The sequence below is a fragment of the Paenibacillus solisilvae genome, from assembly GCF_042656405.1.
Classification (GTDB): Bacteria; Bacillota; Bacilli; order Paenibacillales; family Paenibacillaceae; genus Paenibacillus_Z; species Paenibacillus_Z solisilvae.
Genome location: NZ_JBHSOW010000032.1, coordinates 112,403 through 131,403 on the forward strand (window position 1 = coordinate 112,403; position 19,001 = coordinate 131,403).

A 19,001-nucleotide genomic window follows, 5' to 3' on the forward strand; every position below is an offset into this window, starting at 1 on the left:
AATGAGGTGATTATCTATGGTGGGAAGATCCAGTCTTTCGAACAGAGTCATTGACGGAACGATTCTGACGGTGTTGATCGTCTTTACGCTCGTCTGTCTCATCCCGCTTCTTCATACCGTAGCCGTCTCGTTCAGCGATAAGACGGCGGCTGATGCCGGACGGGTACTGCTGACGCCGATTAAATCAACGACAGCCAGCTATTCCAAAGTGCTTGACGACGGTCAATTCTTCAATGCTTTCTTCATCTCCATCAAGAGGGTCGTGTTCGGCGGTCTGCTGAACTTTGCACTCAACATCATGATGGCGTACGCCTTATCCAAGGATGCCAAGCAGTTCCCGATGCGCAATGTGTATATGTGGTTTCTCGTCTTCACCATGCTGTTCAGCGGAGGCATCGTGCCTTGGTTTATGACGATCAAATCCTACGGCCTGCTCGACTCTATGTGGGCGCTTATTCTGCCGCAAGCGGTGCAGGTGTTTAACGTCATTCTGCTCATGAACTTCTTCCGCAATTTGCCTAAGGAGCTGTCCGAGGCAGCGGAGATCGACGGCGCCGGCCCATGGTACATCATGGTCCGCTTGTTCGTTCCTCTCTCTCTCCCGGCTATAGCTACCGTTACGCTGTTTAGCATCGTATTTCACTGGAACTCGTTCTTCGACGGTCTGATCTTAATGAACAAGCAGGATCATTATCCGCTGCAAACGTATATCCAGACACTGGTCGCCCAGCTCAGTGTCCAAGCGATGACGTCGATGTCGCCGGATCAGCTGGCTCAGGCGATGGCCGTGTCCAACCGGACATTCAATGCAGCGAAAATCATCATTTCGATGATTCCGATTATGCTCATCTATCCCTTCATCCAGCGTTTCTTTATTCACGGAATCACGCTCGGATCAGTCAAGGAATAACCTGGCTAAGGCGGTTTGGAAACATCCAAGCTGCTTTCGGAGCAAGGCTGATGTTGTCTCTGCCTCCTATTAGCGCTAAAATGACAGCATAAGCGGTTGCTGATTGGCGACTGATGAAAGAGAGGCAGTCATCCCATGCCGAGTTCCCGGCCCTCCTTACAGGAGCAGCTTGACCAGGCAAAATTGGTCATTGCAGAATTGCAGCAGGACAAAGAACGGCTTACCCAAGAACTGACAAGATTGCGGGGCATGCTTCGCTCGGGACGGCTTGACACGATGTCGACGAAGCTAAAGGAAGCGCTGCGGGAGTAAGCCTCTGAAGCGGGCCCGCCTATAGGCGATTGCCTAAATCTGCTTCATTTGTTCCTTACCTACTGGAAAGCTGGTTGAAAAAGCGATACAATACAACTAGTACAATCAGATGAGGTGATCTCATGTCAGAAGAACAACAAGCTCCAGAAATTGCAGAGGCTGAGCAGAAGCAAGAGCCGAAGAAAATTTCGCTGGCGGAAGCAGTGAAGCAGAAGCTCGCTCAGAAGAAGCTGGATCAAGCTCAAGGCGGTAAGCAAAAGCACGGTCCAGGCGGCAACCAACAAACAATGAAGAGTCAAAACACTAAAAAAGTGAACAACCAACGTAAGAAAATGGGCGTATAGTCCAAATGAAAGAACTGAGGCTTCTGCTCTCAGTTCTTTTTTTCAGTTATTAGGAAGTATAAGGTTCCCGTACATCTTAAAGAGAAGAAACGGGCAGTCCAGTGACAGACAAGCGTCTATTCTAATCGGATATCTTGAATAAAGGAGTGTTACCTTCATGGAGCAGGAAGTCAATACACGGGGCGTTTCTGAGCGCCATGCCCGTCTGATTCTGGAGAGCTACGAGCGTCTCTTGGGCAAACCGCTTGTACATGTAAATGCACAGCGGAGCGCTGCTTCACAGCTCTTCGAAGCCCCTTTTGTCGTATTGTCTCACGGCACCCAAAGCGACCCGGTTCTGAATTACGGCAATCGGGCGGCGCTTCAGCTGTGGGAGATGAGCGAGGAGCGCTTCACCCAGACCGCTTCCCGGCATACGGCGGAGCCGTTAATTCAAGCGGAGCGTCAACGGTTCCTGGAGGCGGTGAATGAGAAAGGGTATATCGACGATTACAGCGGGATTCGGATTTCCAGCAGCGGCCGGCGTTTTCGGATCGAGAATGCCATCGTCTGGAACTTGACGGATGAAGCTGGCGTGTACTATGGACAAGCAGCGGCGTTTGCGAGTCATACATTCGTTTAATGCTCGTTTAAGAGAGTAATGAGAGGAGGAGGTATGGCGGTGGAAGACATTACGGAGTATTGTTTATCGAAGCCCGGGGCCGTGAAGGATTATCCGTTCGGCCCTGATCCCCTTGTTGTGAAGATCGGGGGTAAAATGTTCGCGCTGCTATCAGGAAGCAGTATATCGCTTAAATGCGATCCGGCGATAGCCGAGAACCTTCGTGAGCAGTATGAAGCAATAACGCCAGGCTATCATCTAAGCAAGAAGCATTGGAATTCGATTCGCGTGGATGGATCGATACAAGGGGAAGAGCTGCAGGATATGATTGATCATTCTTACAGGCTGGTCGTCAAAGGACTGCCTAAAGCAGAGCGGGACAAATGGTCATCTGTCTTAGGCTGATTATAAAGGGCACCAGCCGGGAGGCTGCATGCATATCGTTTCGGCAAAAACCGGAGCTTCCTTCGATAAATCAGCAAAATAACTGCTGATGACATGATTGCCCCCTACGGATCCATTACGGAAGCTTCGTTTGGATTCTTCCTTTACATGCAGGTAATAGTACGTTTTATCCGTTCGGGGCGATTTGTACATAAGAGGCGGCAGATGGGGCACGATGTCGTATTCATTTTGCACCCGGATGCTGATCGGCACTCTTTGATTGAAGGTGCGGACGAATTTGGGATCACCGACCCGGGGCGAGCCAAAAGTATATAGGACGACTTGATCATGCTGCCGGTTGGATGCAATATCCATCGCAGCCAGCGTAGCAAGCGCTCCGCCCAGGCTGTGCCCTGTAATGAAGAGCGGTTTAGAAGCAGGGAGCTTATCTAATAAGCTGAAGAGCTGGCTCCGCGCGCTCATATAGATATCTGTAAAGCCTTTGTGAGTAGATCCGCCATTTGCAACAGGCTTGAATGCGATTTGCTCCGCAATCATATCTGTCACCCAGTCGGTTGCTGAGCTTGTTCCGCGAAAAGCCAAGATGGCCGCCCGATCAGACTCGATAACAAAACCAAAGGGCTGTTCTGTACTGGAGTAAGCGGCAGCCTGAAAAGAGCCAACTACCTGGTAGCTGAACGGAACGAGGAACAACTGCTGTATACTATTGAACTGGTTATACGTCTGCCCGCATACTGCTGCCAGAAAAATAGCTGTTCGGATGTCCATGCTGCTCCCGTTTGTCATCACTGTACGCCCCCCATACAGCATTCTATGCCTGTATAGGCCAATGTGCTTTAGGCGGGTGTCATGCAGCGCCGGAGAGGGCACTCATAGGCATACAAGCACAAAAACAAGCTGACTTCGGTATCTATTACCGAAGTCAGCTTGTTTGGTGTGTTAGAAAAGTTGAGCATCGTTACAAGGATGAATTTCGACGCCCTGTAATAAGTGAAACGACGAACAGAATGAGGAAGATGAAGAACAGTACTTTCGCAATTGTTGCAGCTGCTCCTACGATACCTCCAAAACCAAATATCGCGGCTACAATCGCAATGATTAAGAAAATCGCTGCATAACGTAACATACCAATCACCAACCCTCTCGAATTTGTAGACTCAAGCGAAGGCTCAATTCCTGTGATCAACGATTGATCGTCCTCAGCAAGTGAACCATGCTGGCCTCCCTGCTTGATTCGACTTTAACCGCATGGGCAAACGGTTGAAACAAAGTCTCTGAAACGATTCAATATGCCCGGCACCGGGTATTTAAAGACATACAAACGAATGAAAATCTGGGAAGGTGTTGTTAATTATGGGCGTATCATTAATGGATGTGGCGATGTTAATTATTGGGCTGTCGGTTGCGTTTTTAGCTATTTTTATGATTCAAACCCTGCGTAAGGCACAGAGCTCTCTTGAGTCAGCCGGTAAGACATTGCTTGAGGTGCAGGGAGCGATTCATGAATGGAAGGGCGATGTTGCTGAACTGGTGGGAAGCGCCAAAAAGATTACTGACCGTGTAGACAGCCAACTGACCGCTATTGATCCTTTAATGGCGACTGTCCGGGAAGCCGGTGAAGCGCTTCATGAGGTTGCCGGCGTTGCTCACAACTTCTCTTCCCTTTGGACCAGCAAGCTGCGCCGCCGTGCGGAGACCGCAGCAGCTAAAGAAGCTCAGCGTGCAGCCGAGCAAAAAGAGCGTGAAATCGAAGAGAGTTATGCGATAATGGAAACAGATGGTTCGATATATGTAGATATGGATAGTGCCGGCACCGCAGAAGCAGCCCGAATCCATGCTCATTCTGCGCAGCGTGAGATGGCTAACGCCCATTTGAAAGCCAAAGCCGCACAATCAGGAACGCCCGCATGGATGGAATGGATGGAGACCGGCATGCGTGTAGCGCGATTGATCGCCAAACGTTCGTAAACCATGCAGGTTCGTAAACCATGCAGGCCGATACTTTGCCTGCAATAGGGTAGTATAGGAGAAGAGTAATTTAAGATGAAGATAACCAGAGAAGAGCTTGCAGCTAGGAGATGGAACATGCGTATTGTCGTCGTTGATGATAACCCCATGAATATTACCGTTGTGAAGGAAATACTGAAGCGGGCCGGATACAAAGATACACTGGCTGCTGCATCAGGTACCGAGCTTTTTGCTCTGCTCGGTTTAACAGCCCAGGGTAACGAGCCGGAGGATGCTTCGGGTAATGATCATCACGGCATCGATTTGATCTTACTGGATATGATGATGCCCGGTGTAGACGGGATTACAGCCTGCTCGGCTATCCAAGAATCACCGCGGCTTCGTGATATTCCGATCATCATGGTTACTGCGATCGGAGATTCGAAGAAATTGGCGGAGGCGCTGGATGCCGGAGCCATTGATTATGTAACCAAACCGATTAACCGAATTGAGCTGCTGGCCCGGATCCGTGTGGCCCTTCGGCTCAAGGAGCAGAAGGATTGGCATAAGGACCGCGATCGTCGGGTAACCGAGGAGCTGCAGCTTGCCCGGGAAGTGCAGACAGCTGTCTTGTCTCCGCCTATTGAGGAAGAGAAGATAACGATAAATGCGATCTACCGTCCTTCGGAAGAGCTGTCCGGCGATCTGTATGCCTGGAATCGCATCGATGATAATCGGTACGGAATTGCAGTTATTGATGCGATGGGGCACGGAATTTCCTCATCACTGGTCTGTATGTTTATAGCATCGGTGTTGAAGGATGCGATGACGAAGCTGATTGAACCGAAGAGCGTCATTCAGGAACTGAACCGCCGTGCAGGTCAGCTGCAGTTTGCGGATCAGCTGATCCAGTATTATTTTACCGGATTGTATATGCTGGTTGATCTAAGCAAAGGAATAGTGGAATATGTGAATGCGGGGCATCCCCCTGGGATGCTTTTGCGGAGTGACGGCTCCGTTGAGTCATTCAGCCAGGGCGGTGTCGCCATCGGAATGTTCGATGAGATGATTCTGGAGAAGCATACGCTTGAGATCAGCTCGGGGGATCGTTTGATTCTGGTTACTGATGGTATACTGGACCTGGTCGGGGAAGTAGAGGATGATCAGATGGCCAATTTGAAGCAGAAGCTTCGGCCCTTTGGAGGAACAACCTCTCATCTAGAGCTGGAGGAAGCGTTGTTTGAATCGGATAACGAGCTGGACCGTTCTGACGATAGATGTTTGGTGATGGTTGATATTATATAATTCGAGTGAAATGGGCGCGTCCGCCAAATAAGTCTAATTGAGTTTAATTGAACACGAGTCTAATCTAATGGAATACGAGTCTAATGGAATCGAGACTAATCTAACGGAATACGAGTCTAATCTAATGGAATACGAGTCTAATGAAATCTATATAGAATGGACTCTAATCTAATGGTATACTGGACCTCGTCGGGGAAGTAGAGGATGATCAGATGGCCAATTTGAAGCAGAAGCTTCGGCCCTTTGGAGGAACAACCTCTCATCTAGAGCTGGAGGAAGCGTTGTTTGAATCGGATAACGAGCTGGACCGTTCTGACGATAGATGGTTGATATTATATAATTCGAGTGAAAAAAGGTTTGTCTGCCAAATAAGTCTAATTGAGTTTAATTGAACACGAGTCTAATCTAATGGAATAAGAGTCTAATGAAATCTATATAGAATGGACTCTAATCTAATGGTATCTAATAGAATGGAGTCGAATCGAGACTAATCTACTCTTGGCATCAGCCTCTATACTGGATATTTGCAGCTATTTGGGACTTTTTGTGTACCTTATGTACACTATACTGGATATTTGCAGTTAAAGATCCCGAATATGGCTCGAAATATGCTGAAAAGCCCTTTTTGAGGAAATTTAACTGGATGGAATGCAGTATAGCAGCGGGATCAAATGAAATATGGCCCTCTATACTGGATGGGAACCAGTATAGCCTTTGTTCAGAAGGATGGGAGCCAGTATAGCCTTAGTCCCGAAGGATGGAATTAATGCCTGGACAGAGATATGCAATTTCAATAGGCTGTCTCAGAAGTCATTTTGGAGTTTTAGAGCGCCGCTTTAGAATGCGAGCTATAATAAAATGAAGCCTCCAGCCCTACTTTCATAGTGGGTTTGGAGGCTTTTTTACTTAGACATTTGGGACGGACTCATTCGGAATTCCCCTTTGAGTCAGTCTTTTCTCGTTCACAGCGCTGCCGCCTAGCGGTTGGAGCGGGAAGGCAATCCGAAGGATTCCTGCTCTTCGCCCGCTTGCTTCAGGGAGGATATTCTCGAGCTCCGGGGACGAAGCGGGTTATCGCCGGAGCCGCGCCCCTCTGCAGTCATTCCGGATGTCGATGTCGATGTCGAGGCTGAGCTGACAATGTCTTCAGGCCTTCGGCCCTTCAATAAATCCCCCGTCCAACCCTTTCTCCACAGCCATCCGTAGATGCACAAGGTTGATACCGCAATGATAAAGGTAACGACTAGAAAACCCCAAGGTTCGGAAGCCCAAGGTATGCGGTTGAAATTCATGCCCCATACGCCGCCGACTACCGTAGCAGGGGTGAATAAGGCGGTGAAGATGGTCAGCGTCTTCATAATATCATTGCCGCGAAAGTTGGAGATTGCATCATCCATCATAAGCAGGGTATCAATTTCCATCGCATAATGACTGAGCAGCTCTTGGATGCGGTCGAGTTTGAATTCCATTCGCTTATATTCTTCATGCTCCGTTAAGGAATCGAGGAAGGCTTCCTTCGCCGCGCCTAAGATTTCCCTAATGGGAATGAAAAGATGACTCCAATGCAGCAGCTCATAACGGCGCTCGAAGATCACATTCATGAGTCCGGTCCGATTGCGCTTCTGCATCTTCTGTTCCAGCTCGCCAAGTCTGGTCTCAAATTCATCCAAGCCGGCGTGAAAGTTCTCCAAGATGAGCCCCAGCATGACGAAGAAAGCTTCTGGAGCGGTTTGACAGCGGTTAAGCTTGTCATCCCAGGGCTCAAGCTGCAGCCGGATGGATAACCGATAATCCGAGTGAATCGTCGCGATTTTCGATTTCGTAACCCAGAAATGAAGCGGTATTAAATCCCGCTGATCCTCAGAGGCCTGAAATACTAAAGTCCCTTGGAGAACCGGCTCGCCGCTTGCAAGCTCAGAAACAATAATATGATTATGCTTCGCGTTCTTGATTTCGCTGAGCCAGCCTGCCATCTCGGGATGAGATTGTTTGAGGGTATGTATCGCTTCCGCGTTATCGTCCGTTGTCTCCATCTGAATGACTGATGAAGGGGAAGCTTGTTTCTGTGAGCGCTTGCTAAGATTGGCCGTTCCCGGCCGTTCTTCGTGAAGCACGTGCCACTCCCAGTTGGAAGGAAAACGCAGCATCCGATGCATCATGGTTAACGAGCCTCCTGCTTGTCCGTACATGCTCTGTCTTATAGTTACCATCATAACGCGAACCTGATCCCTGCACAACCTTAGGCGGCGCTTTCATAACAAATAAGCACGCCGCGCAATCGACTATGCCTGATTGCGGCGTGCTTATCACTGAAGCGAAGCCGTTACTCATTCAACGGATCAGCTTCGCTCTCGCTCAGCAGCTGCTTGAGCTTCTCGATCGCCCGTCGTTGAATCCTTGAAATGCTCATTTGCGAAACGCCTAGTTGGTCTGCAATGTTGCGCTGCGGCAGTCCATCCTGATAAGCCAGCAGCAGAACCTGCTGCTCCTGAGGCTTGAGCTGCGACATCGCGGCCTCCAGATCCAGCTTTTTATCGACGCTGGCATAATCGTCGGCAGAAGAGCCGATCAGGTCGCCAAGCGTTGTGGTATTCTCGTCTTCGGAGATGGGGGTATCCAAGGATACATAATGGTACAGCTCGCGGCCAGCAAGAATCTCTGTCGTTTCTTCGGTCGAAAGCTCCATATATTCCGCGATTTCTTCAATTCGGGGGGAGCGTTCCAATCGGATCGTCAGATCATCGACTGCTTGCTGGACAGCGATTCCCTTCTCCTTGATGCGCCTTGGAACTTGAACGTACCAGGATTTATCACGCAAATAGTTCTTCATGTGCCCGATGATGCTCTTCATGGCATAAGGTTCGAATTGTACGCCTAATGAAATATCAAACTGTTTGAAGAGGCGCAGCAGCGCAATTTGGCCAACCTGCATCAAATCCTCATACAAATCAGGACGATTACGCGAAATCTTACCGGCCGCCATTCGAACCATCGGCTCATAATGCTCGATAAGCAGCGTGGCTGTATCATTGGTCGGGTCATTCTGGTAAGCCAGAATCAGCTCGGCGTTCGATAATGACGGCTGCTTGGCCGGTTGTGCATTCATGCCATTTCCCCACTTCTAATGAGGCGTTTAGTCAGGACCACTTCGGTACCTTTATCGCTGTTGACTTCAACGTGATCCATGAGCGCCTGCATGAGATATAAGCCCAAGCCGCCGGCTTGAAGTTCCTCTACGGATTGACCGTGCATAGGCTCAGTCTGACGAGATACGCTATTGGTGTCAAAGCTCCGACCATCATCCTTGACAACAATAGAAAGCGCATCGTTCATTTTTATAAAACGAACCTCGATATGAGGGGTAACCTCTGGGGCTGGTGCTGTCTGGCCATGTAACAAATCTCCATATGCATAAAGCACTGCATTATTGCAGGCTTCGGATACTGCAACTTTCATATCTTCGATTTCCTCATAAGAAAATCCGATTTTGACGGCGAGTCCGTATAGCGTAAGCCGGACCAAATCAATATATTCTGCCGATGCGGGCACCGTTAATGTAACGATCTCTTCATTTTCCTTCATGGCTTTAACCTCGTTCCTTTCATCGTGAACATCATTGTAAGTTATTGCGCCGCAGTACGCTAGCAAGAGGAATACCTCTGCTTATTTAAGGATGTAAGGTGTAATCCCCGTCATATCAAACAGCTTGCGGATATTAGGCGGAACAGCTTCTACAACGAAAGGAGCGTTTTTGGCATGGCGTGCTTTCAATACCGAGACGAAAATCCCGATTCCGGTGCTGTCGACGTATCGAAGCTCACGAAGGTTGAGCTTGAGCTCCCGGTCTGTCAACTCAACAAGAGGAGCCATAATGGCACGCATTTGAGCGGCTGATTCAAGATCAAGCTCCCCGCCGACATAGACGATGCATTTGCCTTCTTGATTCTCTGTGCGCAAAAATAGTTTGTCTGTTTGTTTCATAACAACGACCTCTCCTGTACCCAAAATAAGAACCTGTAAATTGTGGTTGTCAGGCTCGTAATGACTTTTCGTATTAGTGATGTTTACCCTGCACCCCTGCGTTTGAAACAGCCTGATTGCAGTGGGATTATCTTCTATTGTATCCGATTGAATCCGAATGAAACAGGGTATACCAAGGGTAAGCAAACTTTGGAGGAGGTCATTCATATGGCGATGAAAATCGGAATTTTTCAGTCGGAAGGTCAAGCGATCGAAGCGGTGCAGGCTTTGGAGCAGGAAGGCTTTACCAAGACCGAAATAAAAGTGCTGGCCAAGGACAGGGAGCACTCCCGCCGGGTAGAAGAAGAAACAAATGTCCATGCGGAAGAGGTGAATGAGCTGGTCGATGCGCGTGAAGCAGCCGGTGATGAATCTGCCTTGGGTCTTGGAATTGTTCCTCCGGCAGGGCTTGCGGGAGGTATCTATGCAGGCGGTATGATGAACAACTATGGTACCCCATATGGAAATGGGCTCGCCCTGTTCGCAACGGATGTCCTCTCTGATCACGATGGTATCGAGCGTGCATTATCGAGCCTTGGGCTGGAAGATGACAGCGCGAGCGCTTGCCGAAGCGCGATTGTGGACGGCGATCTTGTCGTAGCGGCAGACGTCGGCAACAGCCAAAGCGACGGCGGACCGGATCTGACTCGCAGCGGGGCTGCTGAAGCCGCATTGCGCCGAAGCGGGGCGCAGCGAATCTTATAAAATTCCATCCCAATGAATCACAATATTTAAACATATTGATCGAGAAGCAGGTCGATGGAATAATCATGATCGGCGGCCGTATTGATCTCGTGAAATGCAGGGAAATGGCCATGGAAGTAGTGGAAGTTAACAAAAGAGTACCTGTCGTGCTGATCAACGGCGATCTGCCGGGGGGTGAATTTCACCGCGTCGCGATTAATGAAATCGTCGGCGGGGAGCTGGCAACCGAGCATCTCAATCGTTCTCGGATACACGCGGCAACCTGATTTCGATGCCGATTACGCATGGCGGTACATCGATCGGCGCGCACAGCAAGCATCCTGAGCGGGCATTGATGGCTTATGAACTCATTCGTCAGGATGAGGAAGTTTACAAGCTGATTAACTTCGGCTTAGAAGGCGTGCAGTATGAGATCAAAGACGGCAAACGCGTGCGTCCTGCCGCTTATGATGAGGCCAAAGATGCTTTCTACACTGACTTCTGGGGCGGACGCGTTGATAAATTCGACGTGCCGAGCGACGCCGACTGGAGCGGTATTGGCGATGTATACAAAAAATACGATGCGATCAAGAAGCCATTCCCTTACGGTAAATTCGTGTTCGACAAAACGAAAGTGGATGTTGAAATGACTTCCATCTCGCAGGTAATCGGTGAGCAGCTGCCGGCTATTATTTTCGGAAAGACCTCGGATCCGGAGAAAGCCGTTCTAGAGTTCCGCGAAAAACTGAAATCTGCAGGCTATGATAAAGTTATGGCTGAAATTCAAAGCCAATTGGATAATTATAAGAAGCTTGTTGAAGGTTAAATGAAGATTGTACTAATCGAAGAGAGCAGTCTTGCAGGGGCTAAAGTTCCTGCAGACTGCTCTTTTTTTGCGGTGGGTGCTATCTTTCTGATGAAACTGTCGTCTTATAAGGTGAAGGAGTGAGCAGGAATGGAGATCGATGGGATCACGCGTTTTCAAACTGTATTTCGGGAGCATTACCCTGCAGTCTTGCGCAAAATCGTCGGCTTGATCGGGGATCGCGAAGCGGCCGAGGATTTGACCCAGGAAGTATTCCTGCGGCTGTACCGGAATCCTCCCGAAGATCTTGACCGTGTCGGCGCTTGGCTTCATCGGGTAATGACCCGCATTGTATACGACCATTACCGTTCTTCGGGGCGTAATCATGAATTAATCGACCGGCAGAAGAATAAGGTGCTCGCCGAGGAACGCGTCTACCCCTCTAATGAAGATACGCTCATCCGGAGCTGGGAGCGGGATGTTGTCCGGCAGGTGCTCGGCAAGCTTTCCGATCGGGATCGGCAAGCGCTTCTCTTGAAGCAGAAGGGGTACAGCCATGCAGAAATCGCGGAAGCGCTGAAGGTCAATCCGCAGATCGTGGGAACGCTGCTCATGCGGGCGGCCAAACGGTTCAAGCAGAATATGCCAGATGAGGAGGTTATGGATTCATGAAGGATGATAGGAAGGACCAATTGACCGTAACGGAAGCGGAAGTCGATCAGGCGTGGGAACGATTGTTTGAGAAGGTGAAGATGGAGCCGGTGGCGGATTTCTGGGTGAAGGCCGCAGATGTAGAGATGACGGCGCAGGCGGTGCAAACAGTGGAGGGGAAAGCGATTGTGCAGACCCAGCAGGAAGTGCCGACAGTGCAGGCAGTGCCGGCTGTGCCGAAGCAGCAGATGGAAGCAGATGTGCAGAAGGTGTCGGCTGTGCCGACCCAGCAGACCGTGCACGCGGAGCAAACAGTGCAGACGGTGCAGCGCGCCGCTCAGCTCACTGAACCGGTATTACCTCTAGAAACGATTCGCCGAAGCAAGCAGAGCAGAAGAATGAAGAAATGGGTTACCGCAGGAATGACTGCTGTCGTAGCCGGGCTGCTGCTATTCAGTCCTTGGGGTCAGAAGGCTATGGCTTCCATGCTGAATCATTTCCGCATTCAGCACTTTGAAACGGTGTCCGTCACGGAGGCGGACTTTGAAGCTTTCCGCCAAGCGATATCAGAAGGAGCGATTGGGGAGAAGCAGTTTAATCTGATGCGTTACGGCGATATTGAACAGCGGGGCGGCGGCCTCACTAAGATATTGAGTCAGGATGAAGCCGGACGTATAGCGGGTCATTCCCTTAAGCATCTGCAGGGGGCCGGCAATGAAGTCACCTACCAGCCGCAGCAGGAATTGATCTTCAAGCTGCATATTAAAGAGATCAATAAGCTGATCACCGTGCTTGGCGGAGAGACGACGTTCCCTAAATCTGTGGACGGCCAGCCGATTCAGCTTCATCTGCCCGGGACATTTCTGATGCAGGCCGAGCCGGCGGAAGGTGAAGCAGCATCAGGGAAAACCTTGATTCAATTCCCGGCACCTGCCTTGGATGTACCGGATGGCGTCGATTTGGAGCAGGTTCGCGAGGCTGTCTTAGATCTGCCGATGCTGCCCGAGTCTATTCGCACGAAATTAGCCGGCATCGGTGATTGGCGTCATACCCTGCCGATTCCTACGAATGGAGACAATGTCAGGGCGCTCACGCTGGATGGACAGGAAGCGGTTCTAAGCGCGAATGATCGGGAGAGATCGCTCATCTGGCTGCAGGACGGCTGGGTTTACGAGCTCAGAGGCACAACAGCCGATTATCCTTCCGATGACAGCCTTATTAATGAAGCAAAAGGATTGATTCAATCATGATTCTGCAGACGAACGGCTTAACCAAAACCTATGCAGGAGGGGGCGGCTGCGAGAATATCTCTCTAGAGTTGAATCGTGGCCAAATCTTCGGACTGCTCGGGCCAAACGGCGCCGGTAAAAGCACCTTTGTGAAAATGGTCGTCGGGCTGCTGCATCCCACATCAGGCAGCGGCCAGCTGTTTGGCCTGCCGATCGGAACGGCTGAATCGCGGCGCCGGCTGGGGTATCTGCCGGAATTATTCCGATTTCAAGATTGGCTGACTGGCATGGAGGTGCTTGCTTACCATGCTTGTCTGAGCGGGATGACGATGACGCAGACCCGGTCCCCGCATATGATCGGGCGGTTCAAGGAAGTGCTTCACCGGGTGGGCATTGAGCATCGCGGGAATGACCGCGTCCGGCAATATTCCAAGGGCATGCAGCAGCGGCTGGGCATTGCTTGCGCGCTGCTCATGGATCCCGAGCTGATTATATTGGATGAGCCCTCCTCCGCGCTAGATCCGATTGGACGGCATGAAGTCGTTCAGCTGCTGGAGAGTCTTCGCCAAGAAGGGAAAACAGTCTTCCTCAACACGCATCTGCTTGAGGATGTGGAAGCGGTCTGCGATCAGGTTGCTTTTCTGCATCAAGGCAAGCTCCGTGCAGTCGGACCGATGAACGAGCTGCTTCGTCACGGAACGAATTGGGAGATTCATGTAGGTGGCTGGTTCCCGGAGCTCTTCGATGCCGTATCGAAGAAGCTTCTTCCCGGTCTGACATTCCGTATGAAGAAGTCGGATGAAAGCGGCGAGGCCGTACTGGATGTAACGGCACGCAGCCGTGAACAGATCGGCTGGATGAACCGTGTTCTTATAGAGGAAGCCGTGACGATTTATGAGGTCCGCCCGGTTGAAGGCCGCCTGCGGGAATGGTTCCTGTCCATGTCCGGCGCACAGGAGGAATTCAGAACATGATGTGGATAACCTTTGCCGGCAAGGAGCTTTTTCGTAAAAAAATCGTTCTGATCACTTGCGTCCTTACGCTGGTCTTCATTATGCTGTACAGCTTAGGTCTATGGAAAATTTCTCAGCATATGGAAGGGGAGAGCGGCGCGCCTGTTTATACCCTTCTGGAAGGAGTGACAGCACTCACGCTGGGGCTGCTTTTCGCCCAGATGATCGCCGCTTTCCTGGTATTCTTCTCGACCATGGGTGTGATCTCAGGCGAGGTGGAGAGCGGATTGATGCTGGCGCAGCTTGCAAGACCGATTCCCCGGTGGAAGGTTTATATGGGCAAATATGCGGGCATTGCTTGCTGGATGCTGCTCTATAATGCGATTCTCTTTTGGGCCATCCTGCTTCCGGTGCATTACCTGATGAACTTTCCATTATTTCCGCTGGCTCTGATGAAGGCGTTTCTGCTGTTTCTACTCATCCCGCTGCTGCTGCTAGCGCTGTCCTTGCTCGGTTCAACGTTTCTCCCTACGCTTGGCAATGGCGTTGCCTGTGCCATGCTGTATGGTCTTGGCCTGTTCAGCGGCTTCGCGGAGAATCTGTTTACTTTGAAACAGCCGAATTTGGCAATCAATAAGGTTTCTATGCTGATCTCCCTGCTGATCCCGACGGATTCGCTGTTTCACCGCTTAAACTATGAAATTATAGGGGGATTCGACCTGCCTCTCAACGCAGAAATGCTGCGGTCGCTTGGGCCTTTCTCGACCATTAATGTGCCAAGCGTGATGTTCATCATTTATTCAATTGTATACGGCGCTCTCCTGCTGTTCCTCGGGTGCAGCGCGTTTCGGAAGAAGGATATTACTTAACAAGGGGATTTGTTCATGCAGACGATTATGCAGGTTACAGGACTGTGTAAATATTATAAGAAAATCAAAGCCGTCGACAATGTTCACATGTCGCTGCAGCAGGGAGACATTTATGGATTTCTCGGACAAAATGGTGCGGGCAAGACGACTGCGATCCGCATGATGATGGGCTTAATTCAGCCTTCGTCCGGGAAGGTCGAACTGTTCGGTGAAAGAATCAAGCCGGGCAGAAACCAGATATTCGGCAAAGTGGGCTCGGTCATTGAATATCCGGGCTTCTACTCGAATTTGACGGCACTGGAGAATCTGGATATCCATCGCAGAATGATGGGCCTGAAGGGGCGGGATGCGCTGGAGGACGCGCTGCATACCGTCGGATTATGGGAGGCGCGCAATCGCAAAGCAGCCCAATATTCGCTTGGCATGAAACAGCGGCTCGGAATTGCCAGAGCGATTCTGCATCATCCCGAGCTGCTCATTCTCGATGAGCCGACCAACGGCTTAGATCCGATGGGCATTAAAGAAATCCGCCACCTCATTCAGGAGCTGGCGCAGAAGCGCAGGATCACCATTCTCATCTCAAGCCATATTCTTAGCGAAGTCGAGCAGCTTGCGACGAAAGTAGGCATTATTCACGGCGGCGTGATGCTGGAGGAAACGTCGATGCAGCGGCTGAAGGAGAAGAACAGGCAGTATATTGGCCTCCAGGTGGATCAGCCGGAGAAGGCCAGAGAGCTGCTGGCCGCACATATGCAGATTCAGGACTGCCGGGTGGAAGAGGACGGATGGCTGCGGATCTATGATGAGGGCAAGCATTCGGGAGAGATGAACCGGTTTCTCAATAAGGAAGGTATTCTCGTGAACAGCTTAAGCGGGGTCAAAGATTCTTTGGAGGATTACTTTATCCACTTAATAAAAGGAGGTGCGGCGATTGTTTAATTTAGTCGCTTGCGAGTGGATCAAGTGGAGACGATCCAGAATGTTATGGCTGCTCGTAATCGGGGCGCTGCTTCCGGCTGCGCTGAATTTTGCCGTTATGCTGAACCGCTATAATTATGACCGGACAACCGTGCTGCACTGGAGCAGCTATTTTGGCGATAATCTGATGCTGATGACCATGCTCATGTGTCCGACCTTATTCTCTTTGCTTATCGGCTATATGTTCGCGCGGGAGTTCCAGGAGCGTACGGTGAATAACCTGCTGACAGGGCCGGAGTCCCGCTATCAGGTGCTGGCTGCCAAGTTCATTGTTGTGATACCCGTAATGACGGCCGTGTTACTGCTCTCGATGCTGCTGACATGGGCGTCGGGGTACATCATTCCGCATGATTCCATGACCTTGTCCATCCTGGGGGAAACCCTTGGCAAATATGGGCTGCTGCTCGCTTTGCAGTTTGCTCTTGCTCCGATATCGGCAGCCGTCGCGATCCTGGGACGAAGCTACATTCCTGCCATGGGACTCGGTGTCTTCGCCGTCATCTCGGAGCTGACGATCATGCAGTCCAAGTACATTATGTATTATCCGTGGAGTGCTCCGCTCAATCTCGTACTTAACATGTCTCCGGAGCTTAACAAGGCATCTGTGGGTGCAGCAACGATGTCGATTGCCTTCCTTCTTCCGCTTCTCTTCGTATTGATCTACTTTCGCAGAGCCGACGTGCACAGCGGGTAAGGATGTGGCAGCAGCTATTCATAGGAAATGGACGGCATAGAAGGGAACTCCATTGCAGAACGTTCTGCGATGGAGTTTCTTTTTTTTATTGTGAACCCATGCAATGGATGTCCGGTTCAGCAGGAGAGCTTCCGAACGATCCCGAAATGATAGTCATACACCATATAGCGAAGAATTTAGGGTTGGGATTGGAATCAATGGGAGAGATGCAAACCAAGCTTGAAGAGGAGGAATGAGGGTGCTTAAAGTCGGAATTGTTGGAGCGGGAGCGATGGGCGGCGTTCATGCGGATGCTTATGGACGAATTCCCGGTGTGAAGGTCGCCGGCATCGTAGATGTTAGACCGGATGCAGCAGAAACACTTGCGCTGCGAAGCGGGACGAGGGGTTATACGGCATGGGAGACATGGATGAATGAGGAGCAGCCGGATGTGATCGATATTTGCTTACCGACGCCGATGCATCGGGATGCTGCCATAACGGCAGCCTCCGTTTATGGCAAACATGTCATTTGTGAGAAGCCGCTTGCGGGGTCGCTTGAAGCAGCCGGCGAAATGATCGAAGCCTGCGACAAGGCAGGCGTGCTGCTGCTGGTGGGTCAGGTGCTCCGCTTCTTTCCTGATTACGCGAAAGCGAAGTCGCTTGTGGATGAAGGGGCGGTTGGAACGCCCGGAACCATTCGTACGCAGCGTTTAAGCTCCTGTCCGCTCGGATCAGAAGGCTGGTACCGCGATATGAATTTGTCCGGCGGTATTTTGCTGGATCTGCTTATCCATGATTTTGATTGGATGCGCTGGACCTTTGGAGAAGTCGAGCGGGTGTATGCCAAGTCCTTGCTGGCACGGGGTGCGGGTGTTTATGATCATGCGCTCGTATCTCTTCGGTTTGCCAGCGGGGCCATCGGGCATGCGGTCGGTTCATGGGCTTATCCGGAAGGGTTCAGGACACAGCTTGAGGTAGCGGGGGATAAGGGGATTCTATCGATGAACTCCGATGAGGAGAAAACAAACCGGGTTCTGCTGCATCGCCAAGCATCGGGTGAAACCCCCAATGTTCAGATACCGGAAAGTCCCTTATACAGCAGCCCCTACGAGGATGAGCTTCGCCATTTTGTCTCCTGTATTACCGATAAACGAACACCAATCGTAACGGGCGCGGATGCGTTCGAGGCGCTGCGGATCAGCCTTGCTGCTATTGAATCCGCATATTCGGGAAAAGCGGTAACTCTACAAGCAAGGGGGAGTGTGTGATGAAGATCGGACTCATAAGCTTTGCGCATGGGCATGCCTATTCCTATGCTTCGTCACTGAAGCGTCTGGGTATTGAAATCGTTGGCATCGCAGATGAGGATGCAGAACGCGGACGGCAGATGGCGAATCACTTTGGAGCTCCGCTGTTTCAGGATTACGCCAAACTGCTGGAGAACGATACCGAAGCTGCAGCGGATGCCGTTATCGTCTGCTCGGAGAATGCGATGCATGCGGATATCGTCATCTCAGCCGCTCAAGCGGGCAAACATATATTATGCGAGAAGCCTTTGGCAACGACGGTGGTGGATGCACAGCGAATGATTGATGCGGCGGCCCGGGCACAGGTCAAATTAATGACTGCCTTTCCATGCCGCTTCCACCCTGCGGCAATCCAGATGAAACAGACAGTCGAGCAGGGATTGCTGGGTTCCATTCTTGCTGTCCAAGGTACGAACCGGGGCTCGATGCCCGGGGGATGGTTTGTGAATCGCGAGCTATCCGGCGGCGGTGCGCTTCTGGATCATACCGTTCATGTTGTTGATTTGATGCGCTGGATCATGCCTGGAGCAGAGGTGACCGAGGTTTATGCGGAGGCAGGAACAAGATTTCATGACATCCCGGTAGACGATTGCGGCCTGCTCACCTTCGAATTCGATAATGGCGTCATTGCTTCACTTGATCCTTCGTGGTCGCGGACACAATCTTTCCCTACCTGGGGGGATGTTACGCTTGAGATTGTCGGGACAGCCGGTGTAAGTAAAACGGATTTATTCAAGCAAAATATCATTGCGCATAGTGATGTGACGATGAAAACCTCATGGGTTAATTGGGGGTCTGATATGGATGAGGGCTTAGTGGCTGAATTTATAAGCTGTATCCAAGGCGACAGACAGCCTTCTGTAACGGGTGAAGATGGCATGCGTGCGGTGCAGGTTGCACTGGCTGCCTATGAATCTGCTGCAACCAAGCAGCCTGTACGGATAAGTTAGCGTTGACCTCCACCTGCGATCACGTTATGCTATTCGAGAACCAAAGGACAGTTTGG

At 50.8% G+C, this 19,001-nt stretch carries 24 protein-coding genes; 18 read left to right on the forward strand and 6 right to left on the reverse strand.

The window, feature by feature from the left end; genetic code table 11:
- The first annotated feature begins 16 nt into the window (after window positions 1–16).
- From ACFPYJ_RS09405 to ACFPYJ_RS09425, 5 genes are all read left to right on the forward strand, one after another.
- Complete coding sequence (locus ACFPYJ_RS09405; protein ID WP_379187850.1) at window positions 17–910, forward strand: carbohydrate ABC transporter permease; 894 nt, start codon at window positions 17–19, stop codon at window positions 908–910.
- Window positions 911–1,045: 135 nt separating this feature from the next.
- Window positions 1,046–1,222, forward strand: coding sequence for a hypothetical protein (locus ACFPYJ_RS09410; RefSeq protein ID WP_379187851.1), 177 nt, complete (start codon window positions 1,046–1,048; stop codon window positions 1,220–1,222).
- 122 nt (window positions 1,223–1,344) lie between these two features.
- Window positions 1,345–1,566: a hypothetical protein gene (locus ACFPYJ_RS09415; protein ID WP_379187852.1), complete on the forward strand. Its 222-nt coding sequence runs from the start codon at window positions 1,345–1,347 to the stop codon at window positions 1,564–1,566.
- Between the two features lie 157 nt (window positions 1,567–1,723).
- Window positions 1,724–2,188: an MEKHLA domain-containing protein gene (locus ACFPYJ_RS09420; protein WP_379187853.1), complete on the forward strand. Its 465-nt coding sequence runs from the start codon at window positions 1,724–1,726 to the stop codon at window positions 2,186–2,188.
- 33 nt (window positions 2,189–2,221) lie between these two features.
- Window positions 2,222–2,572 (forward strand): MmcQ/YjbR family DNA-binding protein, encoded by a 351-nt coding sequence (locus ACFPYJ_RS09425; RefSeq protein WP_379187854.1) that lies wholly within the window; start codon window positions 2,222–2,224, stop codon window positions 2,570–2,572.
- On the opposite strand, the gene ACFPYJ_RS09430 is transcribed toward ACFPYJ_RS09425, so the two are convergent.
- The gene (locus ACFPYJ_RS09430; protein ID WP_379187948.1) at window positions 2,573–3,358 is read right to left on the reverse strand and encodes a lipase family protein; all 786 of its coding nucleotides are present in this window, start codon (window positions 3,356–3,358) and stop codon (window positions 2,573–2,575) included.
- Window positions 3,359–3,530: 172 nt separating this feature from the next.
- Window positions 3,531–3,698 carry a DUF1328 domain-containing protein gene (locus tag ACFPYJ_RS09435; RefSeq protein ID WP_379187855.1) on the reverse strand — a complete coding sequence of 56 codons (168 nt, stop codon included), beginning with the start codon at window positions 3,696–3,698 and terminating at the stop codon, window positions 3,531–3,533.
- A gap of 227 nt (window positions 3,699–3,925) precedes the next feature.
- Between ACFPYJ_RS09435 and ACFPYJ_RS09440 the strand changes: the two genes are divergently transcribed.
- Both ACFPYJ_RS09440 and ACFPYJ_RS09445 read left to right on the forward strand, forming a co-directional pair.
- A complete protein-coding gene (locus tag ACFPYJ_RS09440; RefSeq protein ID WP_379187856.1) occupies window positions 3,926–4,540 on the forward strand; it encodes a DUF948 domain-containing protein in 615 nt (204 codons plus the stop codon).
- A 117-nt stretch (window positions 4,541–4,657) separates the two neighbouring features.
- Entirely contained in the window at window positions 4,658–5,824 is a 1,167-nt protein-coding gene (locus ACFPYJ_RS09445) for a PP2C family protein-serine/threonine phosphatase (RefSeq protein ID WP_379187949.1), read from the forward strand.
- A gap of 977 nt (window positions 5,825–6,801) precedes the next feature.
- Here the strand turns inward: ACFPYJ_RS09445 and ACFPYJ_RS09450 are convergent.
- From ACFPYJ_RS09450 to ACFPYJ_RS09465, 4 genes are all read right to left on the reverse strand, one after another.
- Window positions 6,802–7,983: a magnesium transporter CorA family protein gene (locus ACFPYJ_RS09450; RefSeq protein WP_379187857.1), complete on the reverse strand. Its 1,182-nt coding sequence runs from the start codon at window positions 7,981–7,983 to the stop codon at window positions 6,802–6,804.
- A gap of 164 nt (window positions 7,984–8,147) precedes the next feature.
- Window positions 8,148–8,930, reverse strand: coding sequence for a sigma-70 family RNA polymerase sigma factor (locus tag ACFPYJ_RS09455; RefSeq protein ID WP_379187858.1), 783 nt, complete (start codon window positions 8,928–8,930; stop codon window positions 8,148–8,150).
- Window positions 8,927–9,406, reverse strand: a complete 480-nt coding sequence (gene rsbW, locus ACFPYJ_RS09460; protein WP_379187860.1) for an anti-sigma B factor RsbW — start codon at window positions 9,404–9,406, stop codon at window positions 8,927–8,929. Before rsbW ends, ACFPYJ_RS09455 begins: the two co-directional genes overlap by 4 nt.
- Window positions 9,407–9,487: 81 nt before the next feature.
- A complete protein-coding gene (locus ACFPYJ_RS09465) occupies window positions 9,488–9,805 on the reverse strand; it encodes an STAS domain-containing protein (RefSeq protein WP_379187861.1) in 318 nt (105 codons plus the stop codon).
- A 207-nt stretch (window positions 9,806–10,012) separates the two neighbouring features.
- On the opposite strand from ACFPYJ_RS09465, the gene ACFPYJ_RS09470 reads away from it, so the two are divergent.
- From ACFPYJ_RS09470 to ACFPYJ_RS09520, 11 genes are all read left to right on the forward strand, one after another.
- A complete protein-coding gene (locus ACFPYJ_RS09470; protein WP_379187862.1) occupies window positions 10,013–10,549 on the forward strand; it encodes a general stress protein in 537 nt (178 codons plus the stop codon).
- A 35-nt stretch (window positions 10,550–10,584) separates the two neighbouring features.
- Window positions 10,585–10,815, forward strand: coding sequence for a type 1 periplasmic-binding domain-containing protein (locus tag ACFPYJ_RS09475; protein ID WP_379187863.1), 231 nt, complete (start codon window positions 10,585–10,587; stop codon window positions 10,813–10,815).
- Between the two features lie 5 nt (window positions 10,816–10,820).
- Entirely contained in the window at window positions 10,821–11,354 is a 534-nt protein-coding gene (locus tag ACFPYJ_RS09480) for a DUF3502 domain-containing protein (protein ID WP_379187864.1), read from the forward strand.
- A 129-nt stretch (window positions 11,355–11,483) separates the two neighbouring features.
- Window positions 11,484–12,005, forward strand: a complete 522-nt coding sequence (locus ACFPYJ_RS09485; protein ID WP_379187865.1) for a sigma-70 family RNA polymerase sigma factor — start codon at window positions 11,484–11,486, stop codon at window positions 12,003–12,005.
- Complete coding sequence (locus tag ACFPYJ_RS09490; RefSeq protein ID WP_379187866.1) at window positions 12,002–13,234, forward strand: hypothetical protein; 1,233 nt, start codon at window positions 12,002–12,004, stop codon at window positions 13,232–13,234. The genes ACFPYJ_RS09485 and ACFPYJ_RS09490 overlap by 4 nt, the downstream gene beginning before the upstream one ends.
- On the forward strand, window positions 13,231–14,187 hold the full coding sequence (locus tag ACFPYJ_RS09495; protein WP_379187867.1) for an ABC transporter ATP-binding protein: 957 nt from the start codon (window positions 13,231–13,233) through the stop codon (window positions 14,185–14,187). Before ACFPYJ_RS09490 ends, ACFPYJ_RS09495 begins: the two co-directional genes overlap by 4 nt.
- Window positions 14,184–15,035 carry an ABC transporter permease subunit gene (locus ACFPYJ_RS09500; protein ID WP_379187868.1) on the forward strand — a complete coding sequence of 284 codons (852 nt, stop codon included), beginning with the start codon at window positions 14,184–14,186 and terminating at the stop codon, window positions 15,033–15,035. Before ACFPYJ_RS09495 ends, ACFPYJ_RS09500 begins: the two co-directional genes overlap by 4 nt.
- Window positions 15,036–15,050: 15 nt before the next feature.
- A complete protein-coding gene (locus ACFPYJ_RS09505) occupies window positions 15,051–15,974 on the forward strand; it encodes an ABC transporter ATP-binding protein (protein ID WP_379187869.1) in 924 nt (307 codons plus the stop codon).
- A complete protein-coding gene (locus ACFPYJ_RS09510) occupies window positions 15,967–16,707 on the forward strand; it encodes an ABC transporter permease (protein WP_379187870.1) in 741 nt (246 codons plus the stop codon). Before ACFPYJ_RS09505 ends, ACFPYJ_RS09510 begins: the two co-directional genes overlap by 8 nt.
- A 238-nt stretch (window positions 16,708–16,945) precedes the next feature.
- The gene (locus ACFPYJ_RS09515; RefSeq protein ID WP_379187871.1) at window positions 16,946–17,956 is read left to right on the forward strand and encodes a Gfo/Idh/MocA family protein; all 1,011 of its coding nucleotides are present in this window, start codon (window positions 16,946–16,948) and stop codon (window positions 17,954–17,956) included.
- Complete coding sequence (locus ACFPYJ_RS09520) at window positions 17,956–18,945, forward strand: Gfo/Idh/MocA family protein (RefSeq protein WP_379187872.1); 990 nt, start codon at window positions 17,956–17,958, stop codon at window positions 18,943–18,945. Before ACFPYJ_RS09515 ends, ACFPYJ_RS09520 begins: the two co-directional genes overlap by 1 nt.
- Window positions 18,946–19,001: the final 56 nt, after the last annotated feature.